This window comes from Salegentibacter sp., assembly GCF_036568425.1.
In the GTDB taxonomy this organism is placed as follows: domain Bacteria; phylum Bacteroidota; class Bacteroidia; order Flavobacteriales; family Flavobacteriaceae; genus Salegentibacter.
In genome coordinates, this window is record NZ_DATCSO010000025.1 from 24,210 (window position 1) to 50,252 (window position 26,043).

The 26,043-nt window shown below is 40.0% G+C and carries 24 protein-coding genes; 15 read left to right on the forward strand and 9 right to left on the reverse strand.

Annotation, left to right across the window (positions count from 1 at the left end; translation table 11 throughout):
• The first annotated feature begins 3 nt into the window (after window positions 1-3).
• Window positions 4-627, forward strand: a complete 624-nt coding sequence (locus VIM94_RS02860) for an NUDIX hydrolase (RefSeq protein ID WP_332037782.1) — start codon at window positions 4-6, stop codon at window positions 625-627.
• Here the strand turns inward: VIM94_RS02860 and VIM94_RS02865 are convergent.
• The gene (locus VIM94_RS02865) at window positions 595-2,346 is read right to left on the reverse strand and encodes a M14 family metallopeptidase (RefSeq protein WP_332037783.1); all 1,752 of its coding nucleotides are present in this window, start codon (window positions 2,344-2,346) and stop codon (window positions 595-597) included. The two genes, VIM94_RS02860 and VIM94_RS02865, sit on opposite strands and share 33 nt — an antisense overlap.
• A gap of 157 nt (window positions 2,347-2,503) precedes the next feature.
• On the opposite strand from VIM94_RS02865, the gene VIM94_RS02870 reads away from it, so the two are divergent.
• On the forward strand, window positions 2,504-4,795 hold the full coding sequence (locus tag VIM94_RS02870) for a TonB-dependent receptor (RefSeq protein ID WP_332037784.1): 2,292 nt from the start codon (window positions 2,504-2,506) through the stop codon (window positions 4,793-4,795).
• On the opposite strand, the gene coaD is transcribed toward VIM94_RS02870, so the two are convergent.
• Together coaD and VIM94_RS02880 are read right to left on the reverse strand one after the other, a co-directional pair.
• Complete coding sequence (coaD, locus tag VIM94_RS02875) at window positions 4,792-5,250, reverse strand: pantetheine-phosphate adenylyltransferase (RefSeq protein ID WP_332037785.1); 459 nt, start codon at window positions 5,248-5,250, stop codon at window positions 4,792-4,794. The two genes, VIM94_RS02870 and coaD, sit on opposite strands and share 4 nt — an antisense overlap.
• Before the next feature lie 265 nt (window positions 5,251-5,515).
• Complete coding sequence (locus VIM94_RS02880) at window positions 5,516-6,490, reverse strand: D-alanine--D-alanine ligase (protein WP_332037786.1); 975 nt, start codon at window positions 6,488-6,490, stop codon at window positions 5,516-5,518.
• A gap of 101 nt (window positions 6,491-6,591) precedes the next feature.
• Between VIM94_RS02880 and VIM94_RS02885 the strand changes: the two genes are divergently transcribed.
• The 5 genes from VIM94_RS02885 to VIM94_RS02905 all read left to right on the forward strand — a co-directional run bounded on the left by VIM94_RS02885 (window position 6,592) and on the right by VIM94_RS02905 (window position 10,143).
• Complete coding sequence (locus tag VIM94_RS02885) at window positions 6,592-7,194, forward strand: PASTA domain-containing protein (protein ID WP_332037787.1); 603 nt, start codon at window positions 6,592-6,594, stop codon at window positions 7,192-7,194.
• Entirely contained in the window at window positions 7,194-8,246 is a 1,053-nt protein-coding gene (locus tag VIM94_RS02890) for an RluA family pseudouridine synthase (protein ID WP_332037788.1), read from the forward strand. The genes VIM94_RS02885 and VIM94_RS02890 overlap by 1 nt, the downstream gene beginning before the upstream one ends.
• 86 nt (window positions 8,247-8,332) lie before the next feature.
• On the forward strand, window positions 8,333-9,106 hold the full coding sequence (locus tag VIM94_RS02895; RefSeq protein WP_332037789.1) for a creatininase family protein: 774 nt from the start codon (window positions 8,333-8,335) through the stop codon (window positions 9,104-9,106).
• Window positions 9,107-9,118: 12 nt separating this feature from the next.
• Window positions 9,119-9,451: a CidA/LrgA family protein gene (locus VIM94_RS02900; RefSeq protein WP_332037790.1), complete on the forward strand. Its 333-nt coding sequence runs from the start codon at window positions 9,119-9,121 to the stop codon at window positions 9,449-9,451.
• Complete coding sequence (locus VIM94_RS02905; protein WP_332037791.1) at window positions 9,448-10,143, forward strand: LrgB family protein; 696 nt, start codon at window positions 9,448-9,450, stop codon at window positions 10,141-10,143. Before VIM94_RS02900 ends, VIM94_RS02905 begins: the two co-directional genes overlap by 4 nt.
• On the opposite strand, the gene VIM94_RS02910 is transcribed toward VIM94_RS02905, so the two are convergent.
• Complete coding sequence (locus VIM94_RS02910) at window positions 10,132-11,421, reverse strand: cation:proton antiporter (RefSeq protein ID WP_332037792.1); 1,290 nt, start codon at window positions 11,419-11,421, stop codon at window positions 10,132-10,134. The two genes, VIM94_RS02905 and VIM94_RS02910, sit on opposite strands and share 12 nt — an antisense overlap.
• A 168-nt stretch (window positions 11,422-11,589) precedes the next feature.
• Here VIM94_RS02910 and VIM94_RS02915 point away from each other — a divergent pair, with 168 nt between their 5' ends.
• From VIM94_RS02915 to VIM94_RS02930, 4 genes are all read left to right on the forward strand, one after another.
• The gene (locus tag VIM94_RS02915) at window positions 11,590-12,711 is read left to right on the forward strand and encodes a DUF6544 family protein (RefSeq protein ID WP_332037793.1); all 1,122 of its coding nucleotides are present in this window, start codon (window positions 11,590-11,592) and stop codon (window positions 12,709-12,711) included.
• A gap of 64 nt (window positions 12,712-12,775) precedes the next feature.
• Complete coding sequence (locus VIM94_RS02920; protein ID WP_332037794.1) at window positions 12,776-13,162, forward strand: hypothetical protein; 387 nt, start codon at window positions 12,776-12,778, stop codon at window positions 13,160-13,162.
• A gap of 12 nt (window positions 13,163-13,174) precedes the next feature.
• Window positions 13,175-15,538 carry a phosphoenolpyruvate synthase gene (gene ppsA, locus VIM94_RS02925; RefSeq protein ID WP_332037795.1) on the forward strand — a complete coding sequence of 788 codons (2,364 nt, stop codon included), beginning with the start codon at window positions 13,175-13,177 and terminating at the stop codon, window positions 15,536-15,538.
• A gap of 29 nt (window positions 15,539-15,567) precedes the next feature.
• A complete protein-coding gene (locus VIM94_RS02930; RefSeq protein WP_332037796.1) occupies window positions 15,568-18,201 on the forward strand; it encodes a cation-transporting P-type ATPase in 2,634 nt (877 codons plus the stop codon).
• An 8-nt stretch (window positions 18,202-18,209) separates the two neighbouring features.
• On the opposite strand, the gene VIM94_RS02935 is transcribed toward VIM94_RS02930, so the two are convergent.
• Together VIM94_RS02935 and VIM94_RS02940 are read right to left on the reverse strand one after the other, a co-directional pair.
• Complete coding sequence (locus VIM94_RS02935; RefSeq protein WP_332037797.1) at window positions 18,210-18,971, reverse strand: SDR family NAD(P)-dependent oxidoreductase; 762 nt, start codon at window positions 18,969-18,971, stop codon at window positions 18,210-18,212.
• A 42-nt stretch (window positions 18,972-19,013) separates the two neighbouring features.
• Window positions 19,014-19,640: a phosphoribosyltransferase gene (locus VIM94_RS02940; protein WP_332037798.1), complete on the reverse strand. Its 627-nt coding sequence runs from the start codon at window positions 19,638-19,640 to the stop codon at window positions 19,014-19,016.
• Between the two features lie 138 nt (window positions 19,641-19,778).
• On the opposite strand from VIM94_RS02940, the gene VIM94_RS02945 reads away from it, so the two are divergent.
• Window positions 19,779-20,219, forward strand: coding sequence for a hypothetical protein (locus VIM94_RS02945; protein WP_332037799.1), 441 nt, complete (start codon window positions 19,779-19,781; stop codon window positions 20,217-20,219).
• Between the two features lie 44 nt (window positions 20,220-20,263).
• Here VIM94_RS02945 and VIM94_RS02950 read toward each other — a convergent pair whose 3' ends face one another.
• Window positions 20,264-22,552 carry a glycosyltransferase gene (locus tag VIM94_RS02950; RefSeq protein ID WP_332037800.1) on the reverse strand — a complete coding sequence of 763 codons (2,289 nt, stop codon included), beginning with the start codon at window positions 22,550-22,552 and terminating at the stop codon, window positions 20,264-20,266.
• 5 nt (window positions 22,553-22,557) lie between these two features.
• A complete protein-coding gene (locus VIM94_RS02955; protein WP_332037801.1) occupies window positions 22,558-23,595 on the reverse strand; it encodes a pesticidal protein Cry7Aa in 1,038 nt (345 codons plus the stop codon).
• Between the two features lie 195 nt (window positions 23,596-23,790).
• On the opposite strand from VIM94_RS02955, the gene hpf reads away from it, so the two are divergent.
• A complete protein-coding gene (gene hpf, locus VIM94_RS02960; RefSeq protein WP_332037802.1) occupies window positions 23,791-24,090 on the forward strand; it encodes a ribosome hibernation-promoting factor, HPF/YfiA family in 300 nt (99 codons plus the stop codon).
• 62 nt (window positions 24,091-24,152) lie between these two features.
• Here hpf and VIM94_RS02965 read toward each other — a convergent pair whose 3' ends face one another.
• A complete protein-coding gene (locus VIM94_RS02965; protein WP_332037803.1) occupies window positions 24,153-24,650 on the reverse strand; it encodes a DUF456 domain-containing protein in 498 nt (165 codons plus the stop codon).
• A gap of 234 nt (window positions 24,651-24,884) precedes the next feature.
• Here VIM94_RS02965 and VIM94_RS02970 point away from each other — a divergent pair, with 234 nt between their 5' ends.
• Together VIM94_RS02970 and VIM94_RS02975 are read left to right on the forward strand one after the other, a co-directional pair.
• Window positions 24,885-25,247, forward strand: a complete 363-nt coding sequence (locus VIM94_RS02970) for a BlaI/MecI/CopY family transcriptional regulator (RefSeq protein ID WP_332037804.1) — start codon at window positions 24,885-24,887, stop codon at window positions 25,245-25,247.
• On the forward strand, window positions 25,247-26,043 hold a 797-nt coding region (locus VIM94_RS02975), incomplete at its 3' end, for a M56 family metallopeptidase (protein WP_332037805.1). The genes VIM94_RS02970 and VIM94_RS02975, both read left to right, overlap by 1 nt.

The following is a 26,043-nucleotide window of genomic DNA, read 5'->3' on the forward strand; positions in this document are numbered from 1 at the left end:
CAAATGTATAAAGTTTTTGTCAATGATGTTCCAATAATCCTTTCTACTAAAAAAGATATTGGCGAAAAATACACATCTTTTCCAATTAAAAAGGTGAAACTTAAGCGCATCATTAAGCAAATTAATAAAGGTGAACTACTCTACGTTAACCTGTATCACGAAGAGGAAGGCAAACTTCTGAAGCATTTGTTTAAAAAACTTCCCGTGGTAACCGCTGGTGGAGGAATGGTTTTTAACGATAAAAATGAGATCTTATTTATTTACCGCAATAAGCGCTGGGACTTGCCCAAAGGGAAAACTGAAAAAGGTGAGGATATTGCAGCTTCAGCGGTAAGAGAAACCGAAGAGGAGACCGGAGTTAAAGGCTTAAGCATCACCGGATTTCTAGCTAAAACTTATCATGTTTTTAAGAGAAAAGGTAAATTCAGGTTAAAAGTGACCCACTGGTACGAAATGCACACAGATTATACCGGGGAGCTTCTTCCGGAGGCAAAGGAAGGAATTGAAAAAGCAAAGTGGAAAAATTTTGAGAAGTCCCGCAAAGCACTTAAAAAATCCTATGCTAATATCAGGGAACTCTTTCCAAAGAAATATCTATCTGGGAACTCTAAAAACAGGGTAGCGTAAATGAGATTTCTCATAGTGATCAGATCGCTTGTGCAACCAGCTTAATTGGGCGTAAGAATTATTTGCGAAATCTGGTTCCCTGCGCTTTTTCTCCTCAAACTCTTCTCTTAATTCTGAATCTTTTTCCAATAACTCTTTAGCTTCATCCTCAAAAACATACGGTGAAAAGCCTTCCTTTTGTTGCAGTATCGGATCGAAAAAATTCCAGTTAAAAAATGAGTCAGGAGCGGTTGGTTCCAAGGTCTCCAAAAGATATCTTGCACCGTCCTGAAATGTTTTTATATAATAATCTCCTTTTCTAAACTGAACTGAATCTATGCTACTTGAAACCTGGGTGTTTTTGTGCATATAATGCCCTTCATAAACCCGGTCTGAAGTTTCATAATCTGCAATTCTATAACTTTCTACCAGTATTATGGTATCCCTCTCCAGAGGTTCCAACTTAATTTGGTTAAGTTCAAGAAGTTCTGTGACATTCCACCAACCCTGCGGAATGATATAAGCCCGCGGGATATCTATACGGTCTTCAGCTATATAATTATTATAATAATCAATCTCTTTGGTAAAGGGCTTAGCGCGGTTATATTTTAAACGTTGGCCACCGGTAATTTCACTCGTAACTCTTTCTGCTTCATAACCTTTAAAATCCCTTTTGGAAGGGTTTTCCATATCGGGTTTGAAATTGGTTGGATACCAGCGATCTGTAAGGTATTTTCTCCTGGCCCTTTCCCGCAGATCTTTTATGCTCTCTTTATCAGCATCGGTATAATTAATAACGGTGTTCAAAAACTCATAGGTTCCATGAACCCTGTCTTTATATGGTTTCAGCATATGAGTTTCAATCATCATCCCAAGGGTATTGAATAAGGTAGTATATCCTGTAGAATATCTGGGGGTATCCAGAAATTGTGAAAATCCTTCTTCTGGAACCTGGTTGAAAACATTAACATATGGAGTGATCTCCCAGTTCTTCTTCCTTAGAGAATCCTCTATGGCGGGCATCATTTTTTGGTGTAGATATTCGCCCAATTCCCCACCAAGTTTGTTATGTTGTGTGAACAGATGAGTAAGAGTATATTGATAATCGGCCCCATTGCTTACATGAGTGTCTATAAAAACATCGGGTTGTACTTTATGGAATATTTCATAAAAACTACGGGTGTTACGGGTATCGGCTTTAATGAAATCCCGGTTTAGGTCATAATTTCGTGCATTACCTCTGAAACCGTATTCGGCAGGACCATTTTGGTTGGTGCGGCTGGTAGAATTTCGGTTAAGCGCCCCGCCAACATTGTAGATTGGTATGGTGGCGATAATAGTGTTTTTAGGGGTTGAAATTGAATCCCCGGCTAAATCCCGGAACAAGAGCATTGTGGCGTCTATCCCATCGCTCTCCCCGGGATGAATCCCGTTGTTGATAAGAATTATCCCGTTTTCCTCTCTTAAATTATCAAAATTGAATTTGCCGTTTTGGCTATAAATTGCAAGGTGCAGTGGCTCCCCGCTATCGGTGCTGCCAATTTCTTCAAGGCTTATATTCTCATAGGCATCTGCGAGTTCCTGATAGAATTCTATTACTTCTTCATATGTACCCGTTTCTTTACCTTCAGATTTTTCAAATTTTGTTAAAAAGTCGAAATCGTTTACTAAGCGATATTTTTCCAGATCGCAGGAAATCAATAAAAAAGCCCCGAGAAATACTACAATGAGTTTTTTCATAAAAAAACCTAAATATTTTAGGCATAAACTTACTCAAAAGGCCTTTAGCAGCAAAACCCTTTGAGTATTATTAATCTATTTCGGCTTGTGTGCCTGCTGGCTTTGAGGTATTTTTACATTGAAAAATTATTATTCCGAAGATTTAAATTTAAAAATATTGAAGAATTTATTGTTGTTCCTCCTGGTTCTAACTATTACAGAGCAGGTTGTAAGTCAGAATTTTAAAGGGAAAGTCATAAATGCCGCAACTGCTGAACCTGTGCCAAATGCGCATATTGAAAACCGGGAAACAGGAAGCATCGTTTTCTCTGACGATTCGGGGAATTTTGAGATTGGAATTGAAGGTTTTCCTGCCAGTCTCAATATATCAGGGGTTGGGTTTAAAAACCTTAAAGTAGAGATTTTTAACGCTGATCATCCCGGGCTTTTCTATCTAAGTCCGTCTCGGGAGAATTTATCTGAGGTGATAATTACAAGTACAGCAATTCCTGCCAGGATGCAGGATTTACCCGCAGCTGTTAGCCTGGTCTCTGCCAGCGATCTCAAACGTGGTGATAATACTAACCTGGTGGAGAAATTTAATAATGTGCCAGGGATGTACGTCAATCAGGGGGCTCTGAATACCAATAAGATTAACATCCGCGGTATTGGAGCACGCTCGCAATACAGTACCAATCGTATTCAGTCTTATTTTGATGGGATTCCGCTTACAACGGCTGAAGGGGATCTTACCCTGGACGATATAGACCCTGAAAGCTTAGATCGTATAGAAGTAATAAAAGGCCCTACTTCCAGTGTATATGGAGCTGGACTTGGCGGTTCTGTTAATCTTTTTTCGGCTCTTCCCAAATCTCCAAAGACTGAAGTTGCATTGAAATCCCAGGTTGGTAGTTTTAATACCTTGAAGAATGTGGTAAGAGCAATGCACGCTACTAAGAATACTGCTATTAATGCAAATTACACCGAGTTAACCAGCGATGGTTATCGGGATAATGGGGAATATGACCGCCAGTCGGCCTTAATAAATGCCCGACTTCAAACTTCAGAAGAAAACAGCCTCTCGCTTCTTGCTACTTTCACAAAGCTGAAAGCATATATTCCCAGCTCACTTAACGAAGATGATTTTCTTAATAATCCCCAAAGCGCCAATGCTAATTGGGAAGCAGCAAGAGGTTTTGAATCTTACGAACGGGGTTTGCTGGGAGCTTCTTATGAACATAATTTTTCAGAAAATTTCAGCAATACCACAAGCATATATTTGAGTTTCAGAGATGGCTATGAACCTCGTTTTTTTGATATTTTAAAAGAAGAACAGGTCTCGACGGGAGCCCGAACCAGGTTTAACCTTGAGCTGTTGGTGTTTAAATTACCTTCCCAAATTAGTTTTGGTGCCGAATATTATAATGAATGGTACAACGGAGCCACTTTTGAGAATTTGTTCCGGGAATATGAGAATCAGGGAAGTGTGATGGGGCAACGCCTTAGCGGGAATGAACAAGACCGGAATTACAGCAATTTTTTCGGACAGATGAACCTGGAACTTACTAATAAATGGATGCTTGAAGCAGGATTTAATATCAATTCCACCCAGTATATGCTTAACGATCTTTATGCTCAGGATGAAATAGACCAATCGGGGGATTACCGTTTTGACCTTATCTTTTCTCCCCGTATTGGAACTACCTATGAAATTAGTCCCGGAAAAAATCTTTATGGAACACTTAGCCACGGTTTCTCTACTCCAACAGTAGCCGAAACCTTAACTCCTGAAGGACTTATAAATACCGCGTTGCAACCGGAAACCGGCATTAACTATGAAATGGGCTTTAAAGGAAACTGGTTGGAAAACCGACTCTATACCGAAATTTCGGCTTATTCCATTAGAATAGAAGATTTATTGGTTGCTCAACGTGTTGCCGAAGATCGTTATGTAGGACTTAACGCCGGAAAAACAATTCATAACGGTCTCGAAATTCTATTGAACTATAATTTTAAACTTAGTCCCGGGATTTTTGCGAAACCATATTTCAACGCTGCATTCAACTTTTTTGAATTCGAGGAATTCATAAATAACGATCAGGATTTCTCGGGAAACAAATTGCCGGGCGTACCTAAATCTACGATTAATCTGGGCTTGAATCTTGAAAGTGACCTGGGGCTTGATCTCTTTGCGGGCTACAGGGCAGTTGGGGAGATTCCACTGGATGATGCCAATTCAGGTTATTCAGATAACTATCAGTTATTCAACCTGAAGGCTTCCTGGTCCTTCGATGTTTTTAGGGATGTCGGGGTAAATTTTTATGCCGGTATTAATAATGTTTTTGATGAACATTACGCTGCAAGTATTTTAACCAATGCAGTTGGGTTTGGAGGTGCTGCTCCAAGATATTATTATCCCGGAAATCCAAGAAATTATTACGGGGGAATGCAACTGAATTATTTGTTTTAATCCTTTTTTCTAACCACATCGGGTACCATAAATTCATAATCCCCTCCGTGTCTGATGACATCACGTACTACAGTAGAAGAGATATGGCTGTGCCCGGATGAACAAATTAGAAATACGGTATCAATACCAGCCATTTTGTAGTTGGTTTGTCCAATGGCTTTTTCAAACTCCAGATCCTGCACGCTTCTGAGACCACGCAACAGAAAATCTGCGTCCTGTTCTTTACAGAAATCAACGGTTAGGCCTTTGTAGGTCATTACTTTAACCTTGGGGATATCTTTATAAGTTTCTTTTAGAAAATGAAGTCTTTCTTCCAGAGAAAACATATAATTCTTATCAGAATTTGTTCCTATAGCCAGAATTATTTCTTCAAATAAAGGTAAAGCTCTGTCGATAACATCGGTGTGCCCAAGGGTTAAAGGATCAAATGATCCCGGAAATACAGCTTTTCTCATAATAACACAATTTAGTCTTTTCCGCCCCGATAAAAAATCGGGATAAACTTCGGCGGAAAACTATTTCAGTCTCTTCCACACAAGTGGAAAACTATTTTCAACCTTCCACCTCTCCAAGGTCGGAATAAATTCCGGCGAGAGACTAATACAGTCTTTTCCTGAGCTTATGCTGAATTATATTCAGTAAAGGTGGAAATCCCATATTCAAATTTCTCCCACAGGGAAGGGAAACTTCGTAAATATAGTTATTTTCACACAGGATGTCTTACTTCAACGCAGCTTCAATGGCGCTTCCGTAAAGCTCAGTTAGGTTTATATTGGCAGCTTTTGCCTGTTGAGGTAAAATACTGGCCTGGCTCAATCCCGGGGTTGTATTCATTTCAATAAAATGTGGCTCCCCATTATGAAAAATAAATTCTGAACGGGTGAAGCCTCTCATTTTTAGTTTCTTATAGATCAATCTGGCAATCTCCTGAACTTTCTTCGTTTTCTCTTCTGAAATATTCGCAGGAGTGATTTCCTGTGATTTACCCAGATATTTGGCTTCATAGTCGAAGAATTCATTTTCAGAAATAATCTCCGTAACCGGTAATGCACGTACCTTGCCTTTCCAGGTAATCACTCCAACTGAAACTTCGGTGCCGTCCAGGAAAGACTCGATGATAACTTCATTGTCCTCCTTAAATGCGGTTTTAGTAGCCGGGATCAAATCTTCTTCTTTCTTTACCTTGGTGATTCCAAAACTGCTTCCGGCACGGTTAGCTTTCACGAAACAAGGGAGGCCTACCCGCTCAATAATTGCATCAGGATTGATTTTATCTTCTTTGTTTAGAAAGTAATTTGTTGCTGCTTTAATCCCGTAGGCTTTTAAAACACTTATGAGGTCTCTTTTATTAAAAGTGAGAGCCGCCTGGTAATATCCACAGGTTGTTTGAGGGATTCCCACAAGTTCGAGATAGGCCTGTAATAAACCATTTTCTCCCGGAGTTCCATGGATAGTATTAAAAACGCAGTCAAAGCTTATTGTTTTTTCGCCTATCTTTACCGTGAAGTCATTCTTATTTATTGGGTATGGATTGTCGTTTTCATCTATCACAGACCAGCCGTTTTGTAAGATATGTACCCGATAGGGGTCATATATTTCTCGGTTTAAATGTTTATAAACCATATTTCCGCTGTTTATAGAAATGTGATATTCGCTCGAATACCCGCCCATTGCGATGGCGATTTTTTTCTTCATCCTCAATTTTTGGAGTTTATTTCCGTTAAACAAAAATATCATTAATAAGGCCTGCAACCAAAAGCCCGGGTTTTATATCTTTGTCGCTCACAAACAAATGTATGGGATTATTTAAATTTATCTTTAGCAAAACTTTTTTAATTCAGTTGGCACTGGCTGTGATCGTCTTAATCGTGCTCGCTTTTCTGGCATTAAAATGGCTTGACTATTCTACCAATCAGGACCAGCGCATCGAGGTACCCGATCTTTCCAAAATGTCACTGGATAAAGTAGACGATCGCCTGGCTACGCTGGAATTACAGTATGAAATTTTGGATTCGGCTAATTTCAATCCCGATTTCCCGCGCTTTTCGGTGATCGAACAGGTTCCCGAACCCGGACAGTTTGTAAAAGAAAATCGAAAAATATACCTAACACTTAATCCTTCGGGTTACAGAAAAGTGATTATTCCCGATCTTATCAGGAAAACCCGCCGCCAGGTAGAGCCTACCCTGCGTTCCCTCGGCTTTGAAATAGGAGACATTACCTATAAACCGGACATCGCCAAAGATGCGGTCCTGGAATTAAGACATGAGGGCCAGGAAATAGAAGCTGGAGACGAATTGATGAAGACCTCAAAAATAGATCTTGTGTTGGGAGATGGCTCTGGCCGTTATTCGGTTAGTGAAGAAGATGATGAGAATGAGGAAGAACAGGAATTTTAATGAAGAAAGAAGGCGATAACAACGAAGTTGAAGCACAGGATGAAACTCTCTATGAGCATCACAAATTTGTAGCAAAAATTGGTCAGAAGCCTTTACGGGTAGATAAATTTCTGATGAATTTTATAGAAAATGCCACCAGAAATAAAATTCAAAAAGCAGCCAAAACCGGTAATATCTATGTTAACGACGAGCCGGTAAAGCAAAACTATAAGGTGAAAGCAGGCGATATTGTACAGGTGATGTTTGAACACCCGCCTTATGAATTCCTACTTACCCCCGAGAATATTCCCCTGGATATTGTTTATGAGGATGATAGCTTGCTGGTTATTAATAAGCCCGCTGGTATGGTGGTGCATCCCGGTCACGGTAATTACAGTGGCACCCTTATTAATGCGCTGATATACCATATCGATAACCTGCCAAATAACAGTAGTGAGCGCCCGGGGCTGGTACATCGTATAGATAAAGATACCAGTGGCCTGTTGGTTGTTGCCAAGACCGAACATGCGATGACTCACCTCTCTAAACAATTTTTTGACAAAACCAGCGACCGGGAATATGTGGCCCTGGTATGGGGTAATGTTGAAGAAGATGAAGGCAAAATTGAAGGTAATATAGGCCGTCATCCCAAAAACAGGTTGCAGAATACAGTATATGAAGGTGAAGATGAACTTAAGGGAAAACCGGCAGTGACCCATTATAAAGTTCTGGAACGTTTTGGCTATGTTAGCCTGGTTTCCTGTAAACTTGAAACAGGCCGTACTCACCAGATTCGGGTTCATATGAAGCACATTGGGCATACGCTTTTTAATGACGAACGTTACGGGGGAGACCAGATTCTTAAGGGTACTACCTTCTCTAAATACAAGCAGTTTGTAGATAATTGTTTTAAAGTGCTTCCACGGCAGGCTTTACACGCCAAGACCCTTGGTTTTATTCATCCCGAAACCGGGGAAGAACTGAGTTTTGATACCGAGATCCCTCAGGATATGCAGGATTGTATTGAAAAATGGCGTAAATATTCCAAAAATCTGAAAAATAACCTGGAGTAGCGTATTCATTTTTTCTTAGGCTTCAGATGGTTGAAACCTTATGCTTTGCTTAATTTTACTGATCCAGATCCAAAAAAGCTAAAGTGATGAGTAGTAAAATAAGGCCTTACGTATTGGCCGAAACCAATTGGAAACAGGTTAAAGATGAGAATTATACATTAGCCATCCTTCCCTGGGGAGCTACTGAAGCTCATAATTATCATCTCCCTTATGCCACCGATAATATTTTAGGCGAAGCCAATGCCATCGAGGCGGCCGCTAAAGCCTGGGAGCAAAATGCAAAACCCATTGTCTTGCCTACCATTCCTTTTGGTGTTAACACAGGCCAAATGGATGTAAAGCTTTGTATAAATATGAGCCCATCTACCCAGTATGCTGTTTTAAAAGATGTGGTGCAGGTGCTGGATACTCATAATATTTATAAACTGGTTATTCTGAATGCCCATGGCGGGAATAATTTTAAACAGATGATTCGGGAACTAAGCCTGGAATATCCCAATGTTTTTATTTGTGCCATTAACTGGTGGCAACTTTCAGATTCAAAAAAGTATTTTGATGAGCCTGGAGATCACGCGGGAGAACTTGAAACCGCTACAGTCATGCACCTAACACCAAATCTGGTGCTCCCCCTGGAACAAGCCGGTAATGGAGCGTCAAAAACATTTAAAATTCGTGGACTCAAAGAAGGGTGGGTCACTTCTCAAAGAGCCTGGACAAAGGTTACAGAAGATACCGGGGTAGGGAATCCTAAAAAAGCTACCACAGAAAAAGGTAAACAATTCTTTGAAAAAACTACCGATATGATCGCCGACTTCCTAGTGGAGTTGCATCATGCCGATCTGGATGATATGTACGAATAAGCCCTGTTTCTTATGCTGAAAAGTCTGCTTTATATATTTGGATTTCTGATTGCTGGTGAGTTGGTTTCCTGGCTTTTCCAACTTCCTGTGGCGGGGAATATTCTTGGGATGCTATTCATCTTTATCGCTTTAAAATTAAAACTAATTAGTTTGGAAGATGTGAAACCGGCATCAGATAAGCTGATTAAATACCTCGTGATTTTCTTTATACCCTATGGCGTTGGCTTGATGGTTCATTTTAATATGATAGCTGAATTCTGGCTTCCCATTACCCTGGCTGTGATCTTTAGCAGTATTCTTACGCTGTATGTAACAGCTATAATTCTCGAAAAATCAGGGAAATGATGCAGCAATTTTTCCAGCTTCCGATATTTGGGGTTTTTATAACTCTAATTGCATATTTCCTTGCGGTAAAACTCAAAAAGAAGTGGAATTATATTCTTTTGAATCCGGTACTCATCGCCATAACAGGAATTATTTGTTTCCTGCTAATATTCCGTATAGATTTTGAAACCTACAATGTGGGAGGAAAATTCATTAGTTTTTTCCTCGGGCCTTCGGTGGTAGCTTTAGGCGTATTTTTTTATGAAAAATATGAAGAGGTAAAACAAAATTTAAAAATATTTATCCTGTCAGTGGTGGCAGGAGGGGTTACAGGGGTGCTAAGTGTTGCCGGTTTTCTTATATTGTTGAAAGCCCCTGAAGTGATTACCAGGTCTCTTGCAGCAAAATCGGTAACCACACCAATCGCGATTGAAATAACCCGGCTCCTGAATGGAATTCCGGAAATTACTGCCGGAATAGTCATAGCCGTGGGGATATTTGGCAATGCTTTCGGGCCATTTATTCTAAAAAAATCGGGAATTAAAAGCAAAGTTGCTATCGGAACGGCCCTTGGAACTGCAGCTCACGGGATTGGAACCGCGAGAGCTTTTGAAGAAGGGAAACTTCAAGGGGTTTACAGTGGCCTGGCGATGTGTCTTAATGGAATTATTACCGCTTTGATAACTCCTTATTTTATAGAATTAATTTTTTGATTCCTTTGTAATTCCGTTTTCCTCTTCTTCTACAACATCATTTCCAAATCTGTCTTTTTTGAAATACCTTATAATAGATGGAGCGGTGAAGCCGTGAATAACCATTGAAATTAGGATAATATATGCCGTGATAGAATGCAGCTCATTCCTATTATCAAAACCTTCAAATTGTACAAAGGCCCAGGAAAGATAAAAGACCGAGCCAATTCCTTTTATTCCCAGAAAACTTATTGCCAGTTTGCTTTTAAAAGATTCCTTAATCCCAATAAGTCCAATTAAGCCTGCAAGAGGGCGTATGATCAAAACAAATATAAAAGCAAAAAATATTCCTTTCCAGTCGGTTAATTCCAGCATTCCATTCATGAGCGAGCCTCCAAATAAAATAATCCATACCACCAGCAATAAACGTTCGATTTCGTGAACAAAATCATGCATTTTTCTCTTAAAATCTCCGCTTATTTTTTCATAGTATCTTAAGCTAAGTCCGGCAAAGAATACGGCAAGAAAACCATAACCATGCAAAAGTTCTGTAATTCCATAACTAAAGATGGTGAGCGATAATGCCAGGAATCCATCAAAAGTTTTAATGTTTGTCCACAGATGGAGCCTATCAAGAAGAAAACCTATAAATCTGCCTATGGCTATTCCGCAAATAATACCTATAGCAATTTTTAACAGGAATTTATCCAAAAACCATTGGCTGAAATCGAACATAGCCCATCCACCGGCCTGGGCTACGAGCAGTGCCATATAGGTAAATGGAAAAGCCATCCCGTCATTTAAACCAGCTTCTGCGGTTAAGGAAAATCTCACCCGCTCCCTGAACTTTTTTTCCCGTTTTGGGTCGTCTAACTGGGTCTCAGCTGCCAGCACCGGATCTGTTGGCGCTAGAACCGCCGCCAGTAGCAGAGAAGATGGAACACTTAGTAATAAGAAATGATTACCCAGAAGGTAGGCCGAGAGCATACAGAGAGGCATTGTGACAAAAACCAGTAAGAGGGGGCGTTTCCAGGTTTTAAGGCTATACTCGGTACCAATCTTTAATCCTGCCCCCATTAATGAGATGATCACAATTATTTCAGAAAAATACATCAGGTTACGATCATTCCATAAGGGATCTGGCCAACTCAATGGAATGTTGATGTGAAAAAGTAAAAAACCTATTAATAGTAATATAATGGGGGAGCTTATTTTGATTTTACGCGAAATCGAGGGGAGCCAGGCCATAACCAGGGTGGCTAGCCCTAATCCTGCCAGGATAAGGTAATGGTCTTTCATAGGTTAATAAAAATAATAGAATTTTTGCTTTGGAGGGAAGATGTCTTCAGACTTTCACAAAAGACTAACACTTAAAGAAAATAAGCGATGCAGGAGTAGTTTTTTATGGATTTAATTGGTTGGTTTTCATCATATTTCGGTAAATTTAAAAGATGTAATCCAGGAAAGATGAAAATTATTGTTGGTATAATTATACTGCTTCATGCTCTCATTCATCTGCTTGGCTTTTTCAAGGCTTTCAACTTGGCCGAAATACGACAGCTTCAACTGGAAATTTCCAGGCCCCTGGGATATTTATGGTTGTTCTGTGCACTTCTTTTTTTGTTTGTACTATACCTGGTTCTTCAGGGTAAGTTCTGGTGGGCGTTTTTTGCCATTGCGGCTGTAATAATTTCTCAGAGTCTTATTATTCTTTCCTGGCAGGACGCCAAATTTGGCAGTGTGCTTAACCTGATTATTTTGCTTATAAGTCTTCCTGCCCTGGGGAGTTTTTATTTCCAGAAGAAGACAGAAAAAGAAGTGAGGCGTTTGGTTCAACTTACTGAAGATTCAACAGAGATGCCTGTAATTCTGGAAAATAATACCCAACTTCCGGAAATCGTCAGGAAATGGTTGTTGAATTCAGGAGTAAAAGATAAGCCTGAAGTTGCTTTTGTTCGGCTTAAGCAGCAGGGCAGAATGAAGATTAAACCCGAAGGAGAATGGATGCCTTTTCAAGCCAACCAATACTTTAACCTCAAGGCGAAGTCTTTTATCTGGGCCGCCCGTGTTAACTCTGATTCTCTCATCTATTTTGAAGGTAGAGATAAGCTGATAAACGGCCAGGGAGAAATGCTTATCAAATTATTTTCCCTGTTTCCTCTGGTAAATGAATATAATAACCATAAAATAGATTCAGGAGCTATGCAGCGTTTTCTCGCCGAGATCTGTTGGTTTCCTACAGCAGCCTTAAGTAGTCAGATTAGCTGGTCTGCCTTAGATGGGAATGCCGCCCGGGCCGAACTTGAAATATATGGAAAAAAGGTTTCTGGTATCTTTAATTTTTCTGAGGATGGGGAATTACTTTCTTTCCAAACCCAACGTTTTTATGGTGGAGAACAAGATGCCAGGGAAGAAACCTGGCATATCGAGATGCTTGGTTTTAAGGAGTTTTCTGGGTATAGAATTCCTAATAAATGTACAATTACCTGGAACCTGGCAGAGGGAGATTTTACCTGGTTGGAGCTGGAAATAATAGAGATAGACTATAATACTGCTCATTTCTACTCAAATTTAGCCATGCTGCACTGATATTTGTCATATTAATTCTGGCTTATAACTGGTAAATTTGGATTAAACCAATGCGCTTTAGGTTATGGAAACATCTGTCTTTCTTGCCAAATTCTGGGGCTGGTATCTGCTTATTTTTTTCTTTATCCTTAGTTTCAATCCACAAAGGATAAAACAGATCTTTGAAGATCTGAAGGATCAAAAGTTTCTGATTCTTGCCGCCTTTGCTGCAATAATTTTGGGCTTGTTAAACATTCTTTTTCATAATATCTGGGTACCCGATTGGCGCTTTCTTATAACTGGTCTGGGATGGGTATCTCTTTTTATAGGACTGGGGCTTTTTGTATTTCCCGATTCTACAACCCGCCGGTTAACTACCCTTAACATCAGGCTTGTTCAGGTAGTCTATATCATTCTCTTCCTAATGGGAATATTTTTATTGAATATGGGCTACCAATTGGTATTATATTAAAATTCATGAATTATGGAGTTTATAAAAAAATTCAGCGACTTATCTCTTGACGATCTTTCTCAGGTAGGAGGTAAAAATGCCTCCCTGGGCGAAATGTTTAATGAGCTTTCTTCAGAAGGCGTATTGGTGCCCGATGGTTTTGCGACAACCTCAGAAGCTTTCTGGTCTTTTCTGAAGGAAAATAATCTGGAACAAAAACTCAAAGATCTTATTAAGAATCTGGATAAAGAAAATTTTAATAACCTTCCTGAAATTGGGGCAGAAGCCAGAAAAATTATAAAATCTTCAGAGTTTTCAGAAGCATTTGCCAATAAAATCAGTAAGGCCTATGACGAATTAGGGGAATCGGGGAATATTCCCGTGGCAGTAAGAAGCAGTGCCACAGCCGAAGACCTTCCCGATGCCAGTTTTGCCGGCCAACACGATACTTTTTTAAATATTACCGGTGAAGAAGCACTTTTGAAAGCCGTTAGAAACTGCTTTGCCTCCCTGTATACAGACCGCGCTATAAAGTACCGCGAAGATCACGGTTTTATACACCACGATATTGCGGTGTCGGTAGGAGTTCAAAAAATGGTGAGATCAGATACGGGCTGCTCTGGGATAGGCTTTAGCCTGGAGCCGGAATCAGGCTTTCGAAACCTTATTCATATATCCGGAGTATGGGGCCTGGGAGAAACTATAGTACAGGGGCTGGTAAACCCCGATGAATTCGATGTATTTAAACCCACCCTGAAAAAAGATAACAATCCTATAGTTCAGAAAAAACTGGGTAGAAAAGAACTCACCATGGTTTATTCTGAATCCAATGGGCATTCTTCTACCGTAACAATGGATACCCCTGTGAAAAAACAGGATTCTTATGTTTTAAGCGATGAGGAAGTAATCCAGCTTTCGAAATGGATCCTGGTGATTGAGGATCATTATTCAAAACCTATGGATGTAGAATGGGCTAAGGATGGTGAAACCGGCCAACTTTTTATTACCCAGGCCCGTCCCGAAACCGTTCATAGAGAGAAGGAAGGTAGATATCACATGGAGTACCACCTCACCGAGCATTCTGAAATGTTGGTAAGCGGGAATGCCATAGGTTCCAGTATCGCGACGGGTATTGCACGTTATCTTAAATCTCCCTCTGAAGCAAATAAACTAAAACCCGGTGATATCCTGGTGACCTCAACCACCAGCCCGGACTGGGACCCGCTACTTAAAAGATCGGCTGCGGTAGTAACAGACCGTGGCGGTCGCACCAGCCACGCAGCTATAGTTGCAAGGGAGCTTGGTGTACCTGCGGTGGTTGGTACTAATAATGCCACCGAAGTTATTAAAGACGGACAGGAAATAACCGTTTCCTGTGAGGGTAAAACGGGCTTTGTATATGAAGGAAAACTGAAGTTCGAAAAAACTGAAATAGATTTTGGAAAAATCAATCTGCCGGAAACTGAGGTTAAATTAATCCTGTCAGATCCCGACAGGGCTTTTCAGCTTTCGTTTTATCCTAATAACGGTATCGGTTTGTTAAGAATGGAGTTTATAATCACTCATCTTGTTAAAGTGCATCCAATGGCCCTGGTGAAATTTGAAGAGATAAGTGATTCTCAAACAAAAAAAACCATTGAAGAACTCACCTGGCAATACAAGGATAAGAAGGACTATTTTATAGAGGAATTATCCCGGGGCCTGGCAGTTATGGCAGCTGCTTTTTACCCCAAAGAGGTGATTGTAAGAATGAGTGATTTTAAAAGTAACGAATATGCAAATCTCATAGGCGGAAATCAATTTGAACCAGAAGAAGAAAACCCGATGCTGGGGTTTAGGGGAGCTGCACGATATTACCATCCCTTTTATAAAGATGGATTTGAACTGGAATGCAAGGCTATTAAAAAACTAAGAGACGAGATGGGACTTACCAATGTGAAGGTGATGATTCCGTTTTGCCGAACCCTGGAGGAAGGAAGGAACGTGGTAGAATTGATGAAGAATTTCGGACTGGTCCAGGGTGAGAATGGTCTCGAGATCTATATGATGGTAGAAATTCCTTCTAATGTGATTCTGGCTGAAGAATTTGCTGAAATTTTTGATGGGTTCTCTATCGGCTCCAACGACCTTACCCAACTTACCCTTGGGGTAGATAGGGATTCTGAAGTAATGGCTGAGGTTTTTGATGAAAATGATGCGGCAGCCAAAGAAATGATTGCAACAGCAATAAAAAAAGCCAGGAAGGCCGGAGTAAAGATTGGCCTTTGTGGCCAGGCGCCCAGCGATTTCCCCGAATATGCGTCATTCCTGGTGAAAGAAGGTATTAGTAGTATTTCCTTTAACCCCGATGCGCTGCTGAAAGGGATAGAAAATATTAATAAGGCAGAAGGAAATTGAATGCGTACTTTTAATTAAACCCAGGTAGAATGCCCAAACAAGCATATGCGCGATCAAAAGAGGAGATTCTTTCTGAATTTTCTGTAGATCCTGTAAAGGGCCTGTCTGCATCCGAGGTTCGTAAACGCCTGAAACAATATGGACATAACAAATTACGGGATGCGAAGTCCAAAAATATATGGTTAATTCTCTTCGAACAATTTCTTGATCCTATTATTTACATACTTGCTGCGGCGATGTTGCTGGCCTTTGCTTTTAGCGATTGGTTAGAAGGATTTGCCGTGTTAATAGTAATCCTTATAACGGCACTCATCGGATTTTTTATGGAATGGCAGGCGATAAGATCGGTAGAAGCCCTGCAAAAAATGGTGCAAACTGTAGCAAATGTCCTGAGAGACTCCAGTACTGAAAAGATAAAAGCGATGTTGCTGGTTCCCGGCGATATTATAGAATTAGAAGCAGGAGACGTAATTCCTGGCGATGCCCGTGTACTGGAATCCAGGAGTTTTGCAGTAAAGGAAGCAGTTCTTACCGGGGAAAGCAACCAGATCGAAAAAATTGATGATGAACTTCCTGAAGACACGCCGCTTGCAGACCGGAGAAATATGCTTTATAAAGGAACAATTGCAGCCCGGGGTAAAGCCAAAGCGGTAATTGTGGCAACAGGTACCCAAACCGAGATCGGAAGGATTAGTGAACTCACCCGGGAGGCAAAGAAGGACACAACTCCGCTGGAGAAAAAGCTAAAGAAACTGAGTTACTGGTTGATTTGGTTAACTCTGGGACTCGCCTTAATAATTGTAATAACCGGATTTTTCCAGGGTAAAGATCTTCCTCTTATGATTAAAACAGGGATCGCTCTGGCCGTAGCGGCTATCCCTGAAGGACTCCCCATTGTGGCGACCATAGCCCTTGCCAGAGGAATGTTGAGGCTCTCCCGACGTAATGTGGTGATCAAAAAACTGGAGGCCGTTCAAACCCTGGGGGAAACCGGAATTATTTGCACCGATAAGACGGGGACGCTTACCGAAAATAAGATGAGTATTCATTATATGGTGCTATCTTCCGGAGAATACCTTATCGGTGACATAAATGCAGAGAATCTTAAAGATGATAAAGCTTTTCAAAAGATCACTGAAGTAGCTGGGCTGTGCAATGATAGCAGCCTAAGTGATGGAAAACAAACGGGAGACGCTGTAGAGATCGCATTAGTAGAATTCCTCACGGAACAAGGTATTAGTTATGAAAAACTACGGGAAGAATATTCCAGGGTAGCGGAAATTCCCTTCGATGCAGAAATAAAGAAAATGTCTACACTTCAAAACTATGAAGATCATTATCTCATTACTGTAAAAGGCGCCCTGGAAGCATTGCTTCCGGATTGTGATCTTATTTTAACTCCGGAAGGAGAAAAAGAATTCACCGATAAGAAATTTTGGTTGAAAAAAGCTGCTGAGATCGCTGCTGAAGGGATTAGGGTGTTAGCCTTTGCTTACCGGGAAGTTCAGGAAAAACCAGAAGATGAACAATTGTTGAAGAACCTGGTTTTTTTGGGAATTTTCGGTTTTATAGATCCGCCACGAAAAGATATCCGACAGGCCATAGAAACTTATAAAAATGCTGGCATCAGGGTGGTAATGATCACAGGGGATCATCCGGATACAGCAAGAAAAATTGGCGAGGAAATAGGTTTAATTGAAGAAAATGTTCCTGGAATTAATGTGATTCTGGGGCGGGAACTGGAAGATTTAGGAGCCTGGTCACCCGAAAAGAAAGAAAAACTGATGCACGCCGGGATATTTGCCAGAATGGTTCCGAAGCAAAAACTTGATCTGGTGGAATTCTACCAAAAAAACAAAGCAGTAGTCGGTATGCTTGGAGATGGGGTAAATGATGCTCCCGCCCTTAAAAAAGCAGATATAGGAATAGCGATGGGAATACGAGGAACAGAGGCTGCCAAGGAAGTGGCAGATGTGATTCTTATGGACGATAAATTTACTTCAACCGAGCTTGCTATACGGCAGGGACGAACCATCTTTGAAAATATCAGACAATTTGTGGTCTTTTTGCTCTCCTGTAATCTTGCAGAAATCATTTCTGTTGCATTGGCATCGTTCAGTAATCTACCCTTGCCACTCCTGCCCTTACAAATTCTCTTTTTAAATTTGATAACAGATGTTTTTCCGGCCCTGGCTCTGGGAGTAGGGAAGGGAGATCCTCAGGTGATGAAGCAGCCACCCCGGGATCCGCAGGAACCTATTCTCACCAAAAAATTATGGACCTCTACTGTTTTGTATGGACTTAGTATTACTGCAGCAGTGATAGGGATTGTGGTCTACGCCCATTTAGGTAAATCTTATTCTGCGCTTGTAGTTAATAACATGGCTTTTTATACCCTGATATTAGCCCAATTGCTGAATGTTTTTAACCTACCGCGTAGGAACGCCTCCTTCCTGATAAATGAAGTGACCAAAAATCCCTGGGTTTGGGCAGCTCTCGTATTTTCAATTCTTATAATGGTAATGGCCTATTTTATTCCCATTATTCAGGAGGCCCTTTCCCTGGTAGCTTTAAATGAAGAGCAATTCCTGATAATTGGGGTCTTCGCCTTTGCATCCTTATTGTTATCACAGCTTTTTAAAAAAATAGGCTTAACAAATTAGTCCTTGTTTTATTTGATAAACATTCCCCCATCAATAACCTGTTGGGTTCCGGTCATGTATTTGCTGTCATCACTGGCAAGAAAAAGAGCCAGATGTCCTATTTCGTTTGATTCGGCATAGCGGCCAAAAGGAATTGATTTTTCAAAATCCCCCTTAACCTTGTCAGGATTATCAGGACCCATTTGGTCTTCTATCGAACGCATCATGCGGTTGTCTACAGGACCGGGATGTATGGAATTCACCCTGATTTTTCTTTCAGCAAACTCCAGGGCGGCAGTTCGCATAATACCAATAATCCCATGTTTAGAAGCTACATAGGCGCCTAGATTAGGAAAACCTTTTAATCCTGCCACCGAGCTGGTAATAATGACACTGCCTCCATTTTCCATCCTGGGAATAACTTGTTGGCAACCCAACCATACTCCTTTTAAGTTAACAGCTATAACACGATCAAAATCTTCTTCAGGATAGTCGGTGATAGGGCTTGTTTTGCCTTCAATCCCCGCATTACTAAAGAAAATATCGATCTTCCCAAAATTATAAAGACATTTCTCCAGGTATTTCTTTGTGTCTTCTGCTTTAGATACATCGCCAGCCAACCAGGCTACCTTGTCACTTTTCAGGCTTTCAGCAGCTTTTTTGAGATTTTCTTCTTCCAGGTCGGTTAAAAATACTTTTGCGCCTTCAGCCAGGAATATTCGGGCTGTTTCCAATCCAATCCCACCGGCTCCCCCGGTGATCAAAGCGACTTTGTTCTCTAATTTTTTCATGATTATTTGTATTGAATTAATCCCTAAATTTTAGTATTTCTGCTATTTCCGGTTTGTTTCGTTTAGTATTTTTATAGCTTCTTCATCGCTCACCGCTCTGAAATCTTCATAAAACTGTCCCACTGCGCTAAAGTTGTATGGAGTTTCAAGGCAGATCACCTTACTGATTTCGGGAGTGTTCGATAACTTTTCTACCGAGGAAGGAGGAGCTACCGGTATAGCCACTATAATTTCCCGGGGTTTTTGTTGCTGGACCAACATAACCGTACTTAAAAGCGTATTCCCGGTAGCGATCCCATCATCGGTTATAATTATGATTTTATCCTTTAATGTTGCCGGATTTGAGTTTTTGTGGTATTCCCTGTCTCTTTTGCGAAGTAAATCCCTTATTTTTTCGGTTTCAGTATTGATATATTCTTCTGAGATTTTTTCTGTAGGACTTAGGGTAATATCTTCTAAACTCACCGCACCTATTGCAAATTCCTTATTGTAGGGATGACCTATTTTTTTGGATAAAACTACATCAAGAGGAGCTCCCAGGCTTTTTGCGATAACCGACCCTAAGGGAAGTCCGCCTCTGGGAATAGCTAAAACAACCACGGGTTTGTCCCTGTAATCTGCTAATTCACGGCTCAATTGTTTGGCTGCATCTATCCTATTAGTGAACATTACTATGGTTTTGATTTGAAGTTAAAATAAAAACATCTGTCCTGAAATGATAAAAGTCAATCTTGCTGCTGTATGATTAAAATCATTATTTTTTAGAGTTGAATGAGTTAATTTCAGTAATAACTAATTTGCTGTATTATGGAAAATTTTAGGAAAAGACCAAAAGGGGATTTTATGATCCAGGCCGATTGGGATCAACTCTATTTGCTCACAAAACACTGGGAATCTGATCTGAAATTTTTTAGAGACGATCTACAATTTCTCAATAAGCTTCTCGATAAATATTTTATCTGGATAGACAATGATGAGAGTATAAATGAAGTTTCCAAACTTAGGTCTGAACTTCAAAATATTCGTTCGCGATGTGAAGACTTGCTCGATAAAACACGAAAACACAGAGAGCAGCTTGGAGTAATGATTGAAAAAGACAGTGAAGATTCCAGGATTTTTCGGCTGGAACACGAACACCTTGAAAATGAGGTGACCGATTTCGTGAAGTCTTTCAGAAAAAACAGGATGGATATTTTTAAGATTACCGAATACCTTAAAGACACCGAAGATTTTTCCGGAATTAATTAAACTAAACTTAGCAATACGTCCCATAATTTGATGGGATGTATTGTTTAACGAAACTCAGGTCTCGAAGTTTTTTTTACTCTTCTCCTTATCGTTTTTAAAGAATTACCCGGTAAAGGCCTGGAAATTGAGGTTTCAGGATACGATTCCATGGTTAGCCTGGCCATAAGGTAACATACGGTAGACTCAGCCCCCTGATTTAAATTCACATTCTCTTTTTCGAGCCCATCCCCGCATCCTCCGGTAACGGGATTGTAGACGATGCGGTTAAGATGATTGTCTCCCAGGAACCAATTAAAAGCTTTTTCCATTTTTATTTTATAGGTTGGATTTTTAAAATGCTGATAAAAAAGATCCAAAGTCTGTATGGTGTAGGCAACATCTATGGGCTGCTCTCCATATTTTTCGGGCTTCGTATGCTTTTGGTGCCAACCTTTGTTAGAGATCAGCCTGAATTCGCCGTTTTTGTACATTTTGGATAAGAGGAAATCAAAAGATTCCAGAGAAGTTTTTTTATAAACTTTTTTCCCGGTGGTCAAAAAGGCAAGTAGCATAGCCTCAGGAAGGATACTGTTTGCATAAGTAAGGTATTCCTCAAACCATTCCCAATCTTTTTCCCTGTTGAGGTCATACCTGCTTATAAGGTTTTGGGCTAAGTCTTCTATTGTATTTTTAAACTCGTCTTCTTCAAAATTTTCAAGGTATAAATACAGGCCTTTTATGGTAAAGGCAATTGAACGGGGAGATAAAACACCGGGTATCCAGGTTCGGGCTTTATCCATACAGATTTTTGCTCTTTTAATATATTCCGGAGGAAGATTGTGTGCTTCACTAACCACCTGACCAAGAGCCCAAATGGCTCTGGCATTGGAGTCTTCCAGGTTGACATAATCGTTTTTAATGTGAACCTTGTTGTGGTTATCAATATAATTAACAAAATTGCCGGTTTTGGTCTGGCATCCTTCTATGAATGACAAATAGAGATCTATATATTTAAGACTCTCGCTGTTCCTGAAAATTTTATAATGCATCAACATGACAATAAGTGCCCTGGCATTGTCATCAAGGGTATATCCCGAAGCCGGGTCGGGGGTACTTATTTTTGAAAATTGTATTATTCCCTTTTCCGTGGTAAGTCTTTTAAGGTGATCCAGCTTAATTTTTGGTCTGGAAAATTTAAGCGGTTCATTTTTGTCTAAAACATCCTGGTATACCCTGGCATGTTTAATGGCAATATTGTCCCATACACTGGAACTGGTTTTGGTATAAGCCTGCACTGCCATAAATTCCCGTAATTTTTTATCTGAAAGTAATTTTATAGCGGCTTCTGCTAATTGCTTGTGATTTCCAATTTCTATGAGGATTCCGAGTTCGTGATTAAGGATTTCCATAGTATGCGGATTGATGGTTGCAATTATGGGACAGGCGCAACTCATTGCATAAGAAAAAGTGCCGCTTACTGCCTGGTTCGGGTCTTTGGACGTAAACAGGTAAACATCTGTAGCCTGTAAAAATTCCAGAAGCTGATTTAACTCCAGGTAGGAATCGTAAAATTTGACATAGGCTGAAAGTTCTAACTGATCTACCAGGCTTTTTAAAAACTTCCTGTAATCATCCTTGTTGTTTTTAATATTTCCCGGGTGAGTTTTTCCAATAATGAGATATAACACGTCCGGATGTTGTTCTATAATTTCCGGTAAAGCATATAAGGCTGTTTCAATGCTTTTTCCTGCACCCAGTAAACCAAAAGTAGATAAGACCAATCTCCCCTGTAAGCCATATTTTTCTTTAACTTCTTCCGGAGATTTCCAGGCTACCATATGAGTCCCGTGCTCAATGAGTGCAAGTTTTTCTTTCGGGATATTATAATCGCTTACTAAAATCTTTATTGATTGCTGGGTCATAACAAAAATTTGGTGAGAGTATTCCACCAGTTTCTGAACCACCGATTTCAATTCAGGATTCGGGCGGGGAAGTACCGTATGAAAAGTCATTACTACCGGTTTAATAGTCCTCTTGAGAAATTCAAAGAGGTAGCTGCCATAATCTCCTCCAAAGAGTCCAAACTCATGCTGTATATGGATCAGTTTAACTTCGGAATCCCTGTTAATCTCTTCAGCGATACGTATATACTCCGGTTTTTCTTCCGGTTTGAAATAATAAGAAAACCCCGGCTTGTGATTCTTTACAATTTCAAGTTCTTCACAAACAAAGCTTTTTCCAAATTTACGCTGAATAGATTGCATAGTGTCGGTGGTATATGTTGCTATTCCGCAGGTGGTAGGCGGAAAAGTTGACATAAACAGGACTTTGGAAGAATTGTTTAAAGCTTTCATTTTGACTATTGTTTTAATTCATTTAGCAGATCCTTCAACTTAACCGAAGCCACTGCAATACAACTATCTCCGGCTCCATAGTAGATATACAGATCTTCTCCGAAGATTGCCGTTCCGGTAGGGAATACCACATTGTCTACTACTCCTTTCTTTTCATACTCTTCGGAAGGGGAAAATAAGGGAGTTTTTAGTTTAGAAATAAGCCTGCCAGGATTTTCAAGGTCCAGTAATGCTGCCGAGGCGTGGTAGATCAACCCGGTAAGAGTGGTTTCTACTGCATGATAAATAAGCAGCCAACCATCCTCGGTTTCAATGGGGGGACAGCCGGCTCCAATATGACTGGATTCATAATGGTATCGCGGCCGTATGACAATATGGTCGCGCAGATTCCTTACATAATCCCGCCAAAAAGCCCGACTGAGGTCTTCTTTCTCCTTAAAATAAAAGATCTGTATGGAAGGCCACAAACGATGGAGTACCACAAATTTTCCATTTATTTTCTTCGGGAAGAATATCACGTTTTTGTCCCACACATAGATTTTACCCTTCATCAGTTCGTTGAACTTATACCGCACAAACAGCTCGTAGAACAGCAGGTGTTTTTCACTTATTTTCTCGAAGTTTTCCCTTATGAGTTCTGCATATTCTTCATAATTAAATACAGGAGTGAGTATTCCCTGGCGGGTAAAATTTTTAAGATCCTGGGAGGTAGCATAAGCTCCGCAAACATTAATGCCGTCATAGGCCGAATAGGTAAGGTAATAGGTGTCATTAATTTTGGTAATACGCGGGTCCTCCGTTCCCTGGAATTCATAGGTTTCTGTTGGGAAAAATATGGGAGAGGTGTTCCTTTTTATAACCTCCAGTGGCCCCTTCAATTGGCAATAGCCTAAACTTGAATAGTTTCCAATGCGCACGGCCCGATAGAAAATATGCACAGTATCATCCTCTTTTATTACTGCAGGATTAAACACTCCTTCATTCTCAAAGTTGTGTGGAGTCTTCTCCAGGATTATTCCATGTTTTTTTACTTCCGGTGGCATTCTTAGGCTGATTTTAACTCCATTAAAGATGAGTAAAGTTGAACGCTAAAGCTATGATATTTATCAAGTTATATATTTTAGCCTGCAATAATCTTTTGTTAAAAAGCTTCACCTCAAAATGAATTATAGCTGATGCCGGTCATATTAATTTTGGGAAGTGGAACGTAAATTAGAGTGATCATTAAAACATCTACTATGCAAATCAATATACAGTTTGTGAAGATTAAAAACAGCGATGCTTTAGCTGAATTTATTAACCAACAACTTGAAAAATTACAGAATAAATATGAATGGCTTATCCGGGCTGAGGTTTTTATCAAATGGGAAAGCCAGGCAATCGGTAAGGATAAGATCTGTGAAATAGAGCTTAGTGCGCCGGGACCCAGAATTTTTGCAGAAGCAAGGGCCAGCAATTTTGAATTAGCCGTTAAAAATACTGTAACCGAGCTGGAGCAACAACTTAAAAAACGAAAAGCAGTTTTTCAACATCATTAATCAATTTAGGTGTTAATTTTTTTGGGGACCCGGTGAGAGCCGGGTTCTTTCTTTTAGGATAATCAGAACAAAAGATGGTTATATTCCCATACTTTATAAATAAACAAAAATAAGAAACCTACAGCGACAAGAAATTCCATAAAAGTAGAGGCCAGCAAGCCCACAAAAGATCCAAAAGCGGCCCGCACTGCCGATCTTGAATCACTCTTGTTTATAATTTCGCCAATAAAAGCCCCCACAAAAGCTCCTATAATAATTCCGAAAGGGATAGGAGCGAAGATTCCAATCAGCAGGCCTATGGTAGCGCCCCACATTCCGGTTTTACTTCCGCCGTATCTTTTTGTGCCTATAGCAGGAATCACCAACTGAAGTACATATATAAGGATAGCTATTGCCAGAGTAAGCCCCAGAAAAAAATAATTTACAGGCACCGATGGTGCTAGATACAGGAGTAATAAGCCTGCCCAGCTAACCGGAACTCCCGGTAATACTGGAAGAAAACTTCCCAGAATCCCTGTAATAATTAAAATTCCTCCAAGAATAACAAAGAGTAAATCCATAGGGTTTATGCTATTTGTAGGTGAAGTTACAAATTAAAAGAAAGTATGCAGAAAATATTTTTAACTAAAAATTTAGGTAGAACTAATAAATTAGTTTTATATTAGCAGTATTGAATAAGTAGAAGGTTCAAAATTTAGGGTTGGAATGTATTAAACAGCTTGAACCCGATAGGATAAATTAAACAGATTTCCGCCCCGATGAAAAATCGGGGCGGAAATGACTAAAGTATTAATATGAAACAACTTACCAAAGCAGAAGAAGAGATCATGCAGATTCTCTGGAAACTGGAAAAAGCCAATGTTGCCGCGATAATTGAAGAAATGCCTGAACCTAAACCTGCGTACAATACGGTTTCAACTATAGTGCGCATCCTGGAAGACAAAGGTTTTGTAGATCACGAAAAGAAAGGGAAAGGCTATTTATATTTTCCGTTGCTGGAACGGGAAACATACAGCAATCAAAGCATCAACAAGCTGATGGACTCTTATTTTAACGGGTCTTTTAAAAGTATGCTTTCGTTTTTTATGAAAAATAACGATATGAGTACTAAAGATCTGGAGGCAATCTTAAAGGAAATCGATAAAAAAGAGGACTAATGACACATTATATCCTACAGGTAATAATATTTCAATTAGTCTTTTTGCTGGCCTACGAATTATTGCTGAAAAAAGAAACCTTTTTCAATGCGAACCGGGCTTATTTGCTGCTTACGCCTGTGCTTTCTCTTTTACTTCCCTTCCTGAAAGTCGAAGGTTTGGAAAATTTGTTTCCGACTGAAGCTGTGCAGGGGATTACCACGGTATGGTTACCGGAGGTTTTTATAGGAAGTCAGCCGCAGGCAAAGGTGCAATTACCGGGAGTGATGATCCAACAGCAGGGATTTCAGATCAATTGGTGGCTGGTGGCTTATTTTAGCGGAGTTTTACTAAGTACCCTTCTGTTTTTTAAGAAATATCAAAATCTTAGCCGACTTTTCAGTTTCAGGAGAATCTCAAAAGAAAAAGACTTCAGTATCGTTGAAGTCCCCAACTCTAAAATTGCCTGTACTTTCTATAAAACGGTGTTCCTGGGCGATCAGCTTTCCGAAGAAGAAAAGCAGCAAATCCTTTCGCACGAATTGGTTCACGTAAAGCAAAAACATAGCCTGGACCTGGTTTTTTTCGAACTACTAAAGATCATTTTCTGGTTTAATCCCCTGGTTTATATTTTTCAGCATAGAATTGCAATCCTGCACGAGTTCATCGCCGATGCAAGTGTGGTGAAAACCACTAAAAAGCGAAATTATTATGAGCAGTTGCTCAACACCGCCTTTAACACCCGGAATATTTCATTTATCAATCAATTTTTCAATCATTCATTAATCAAAAAACGAATACTTATGTTACAAAAATC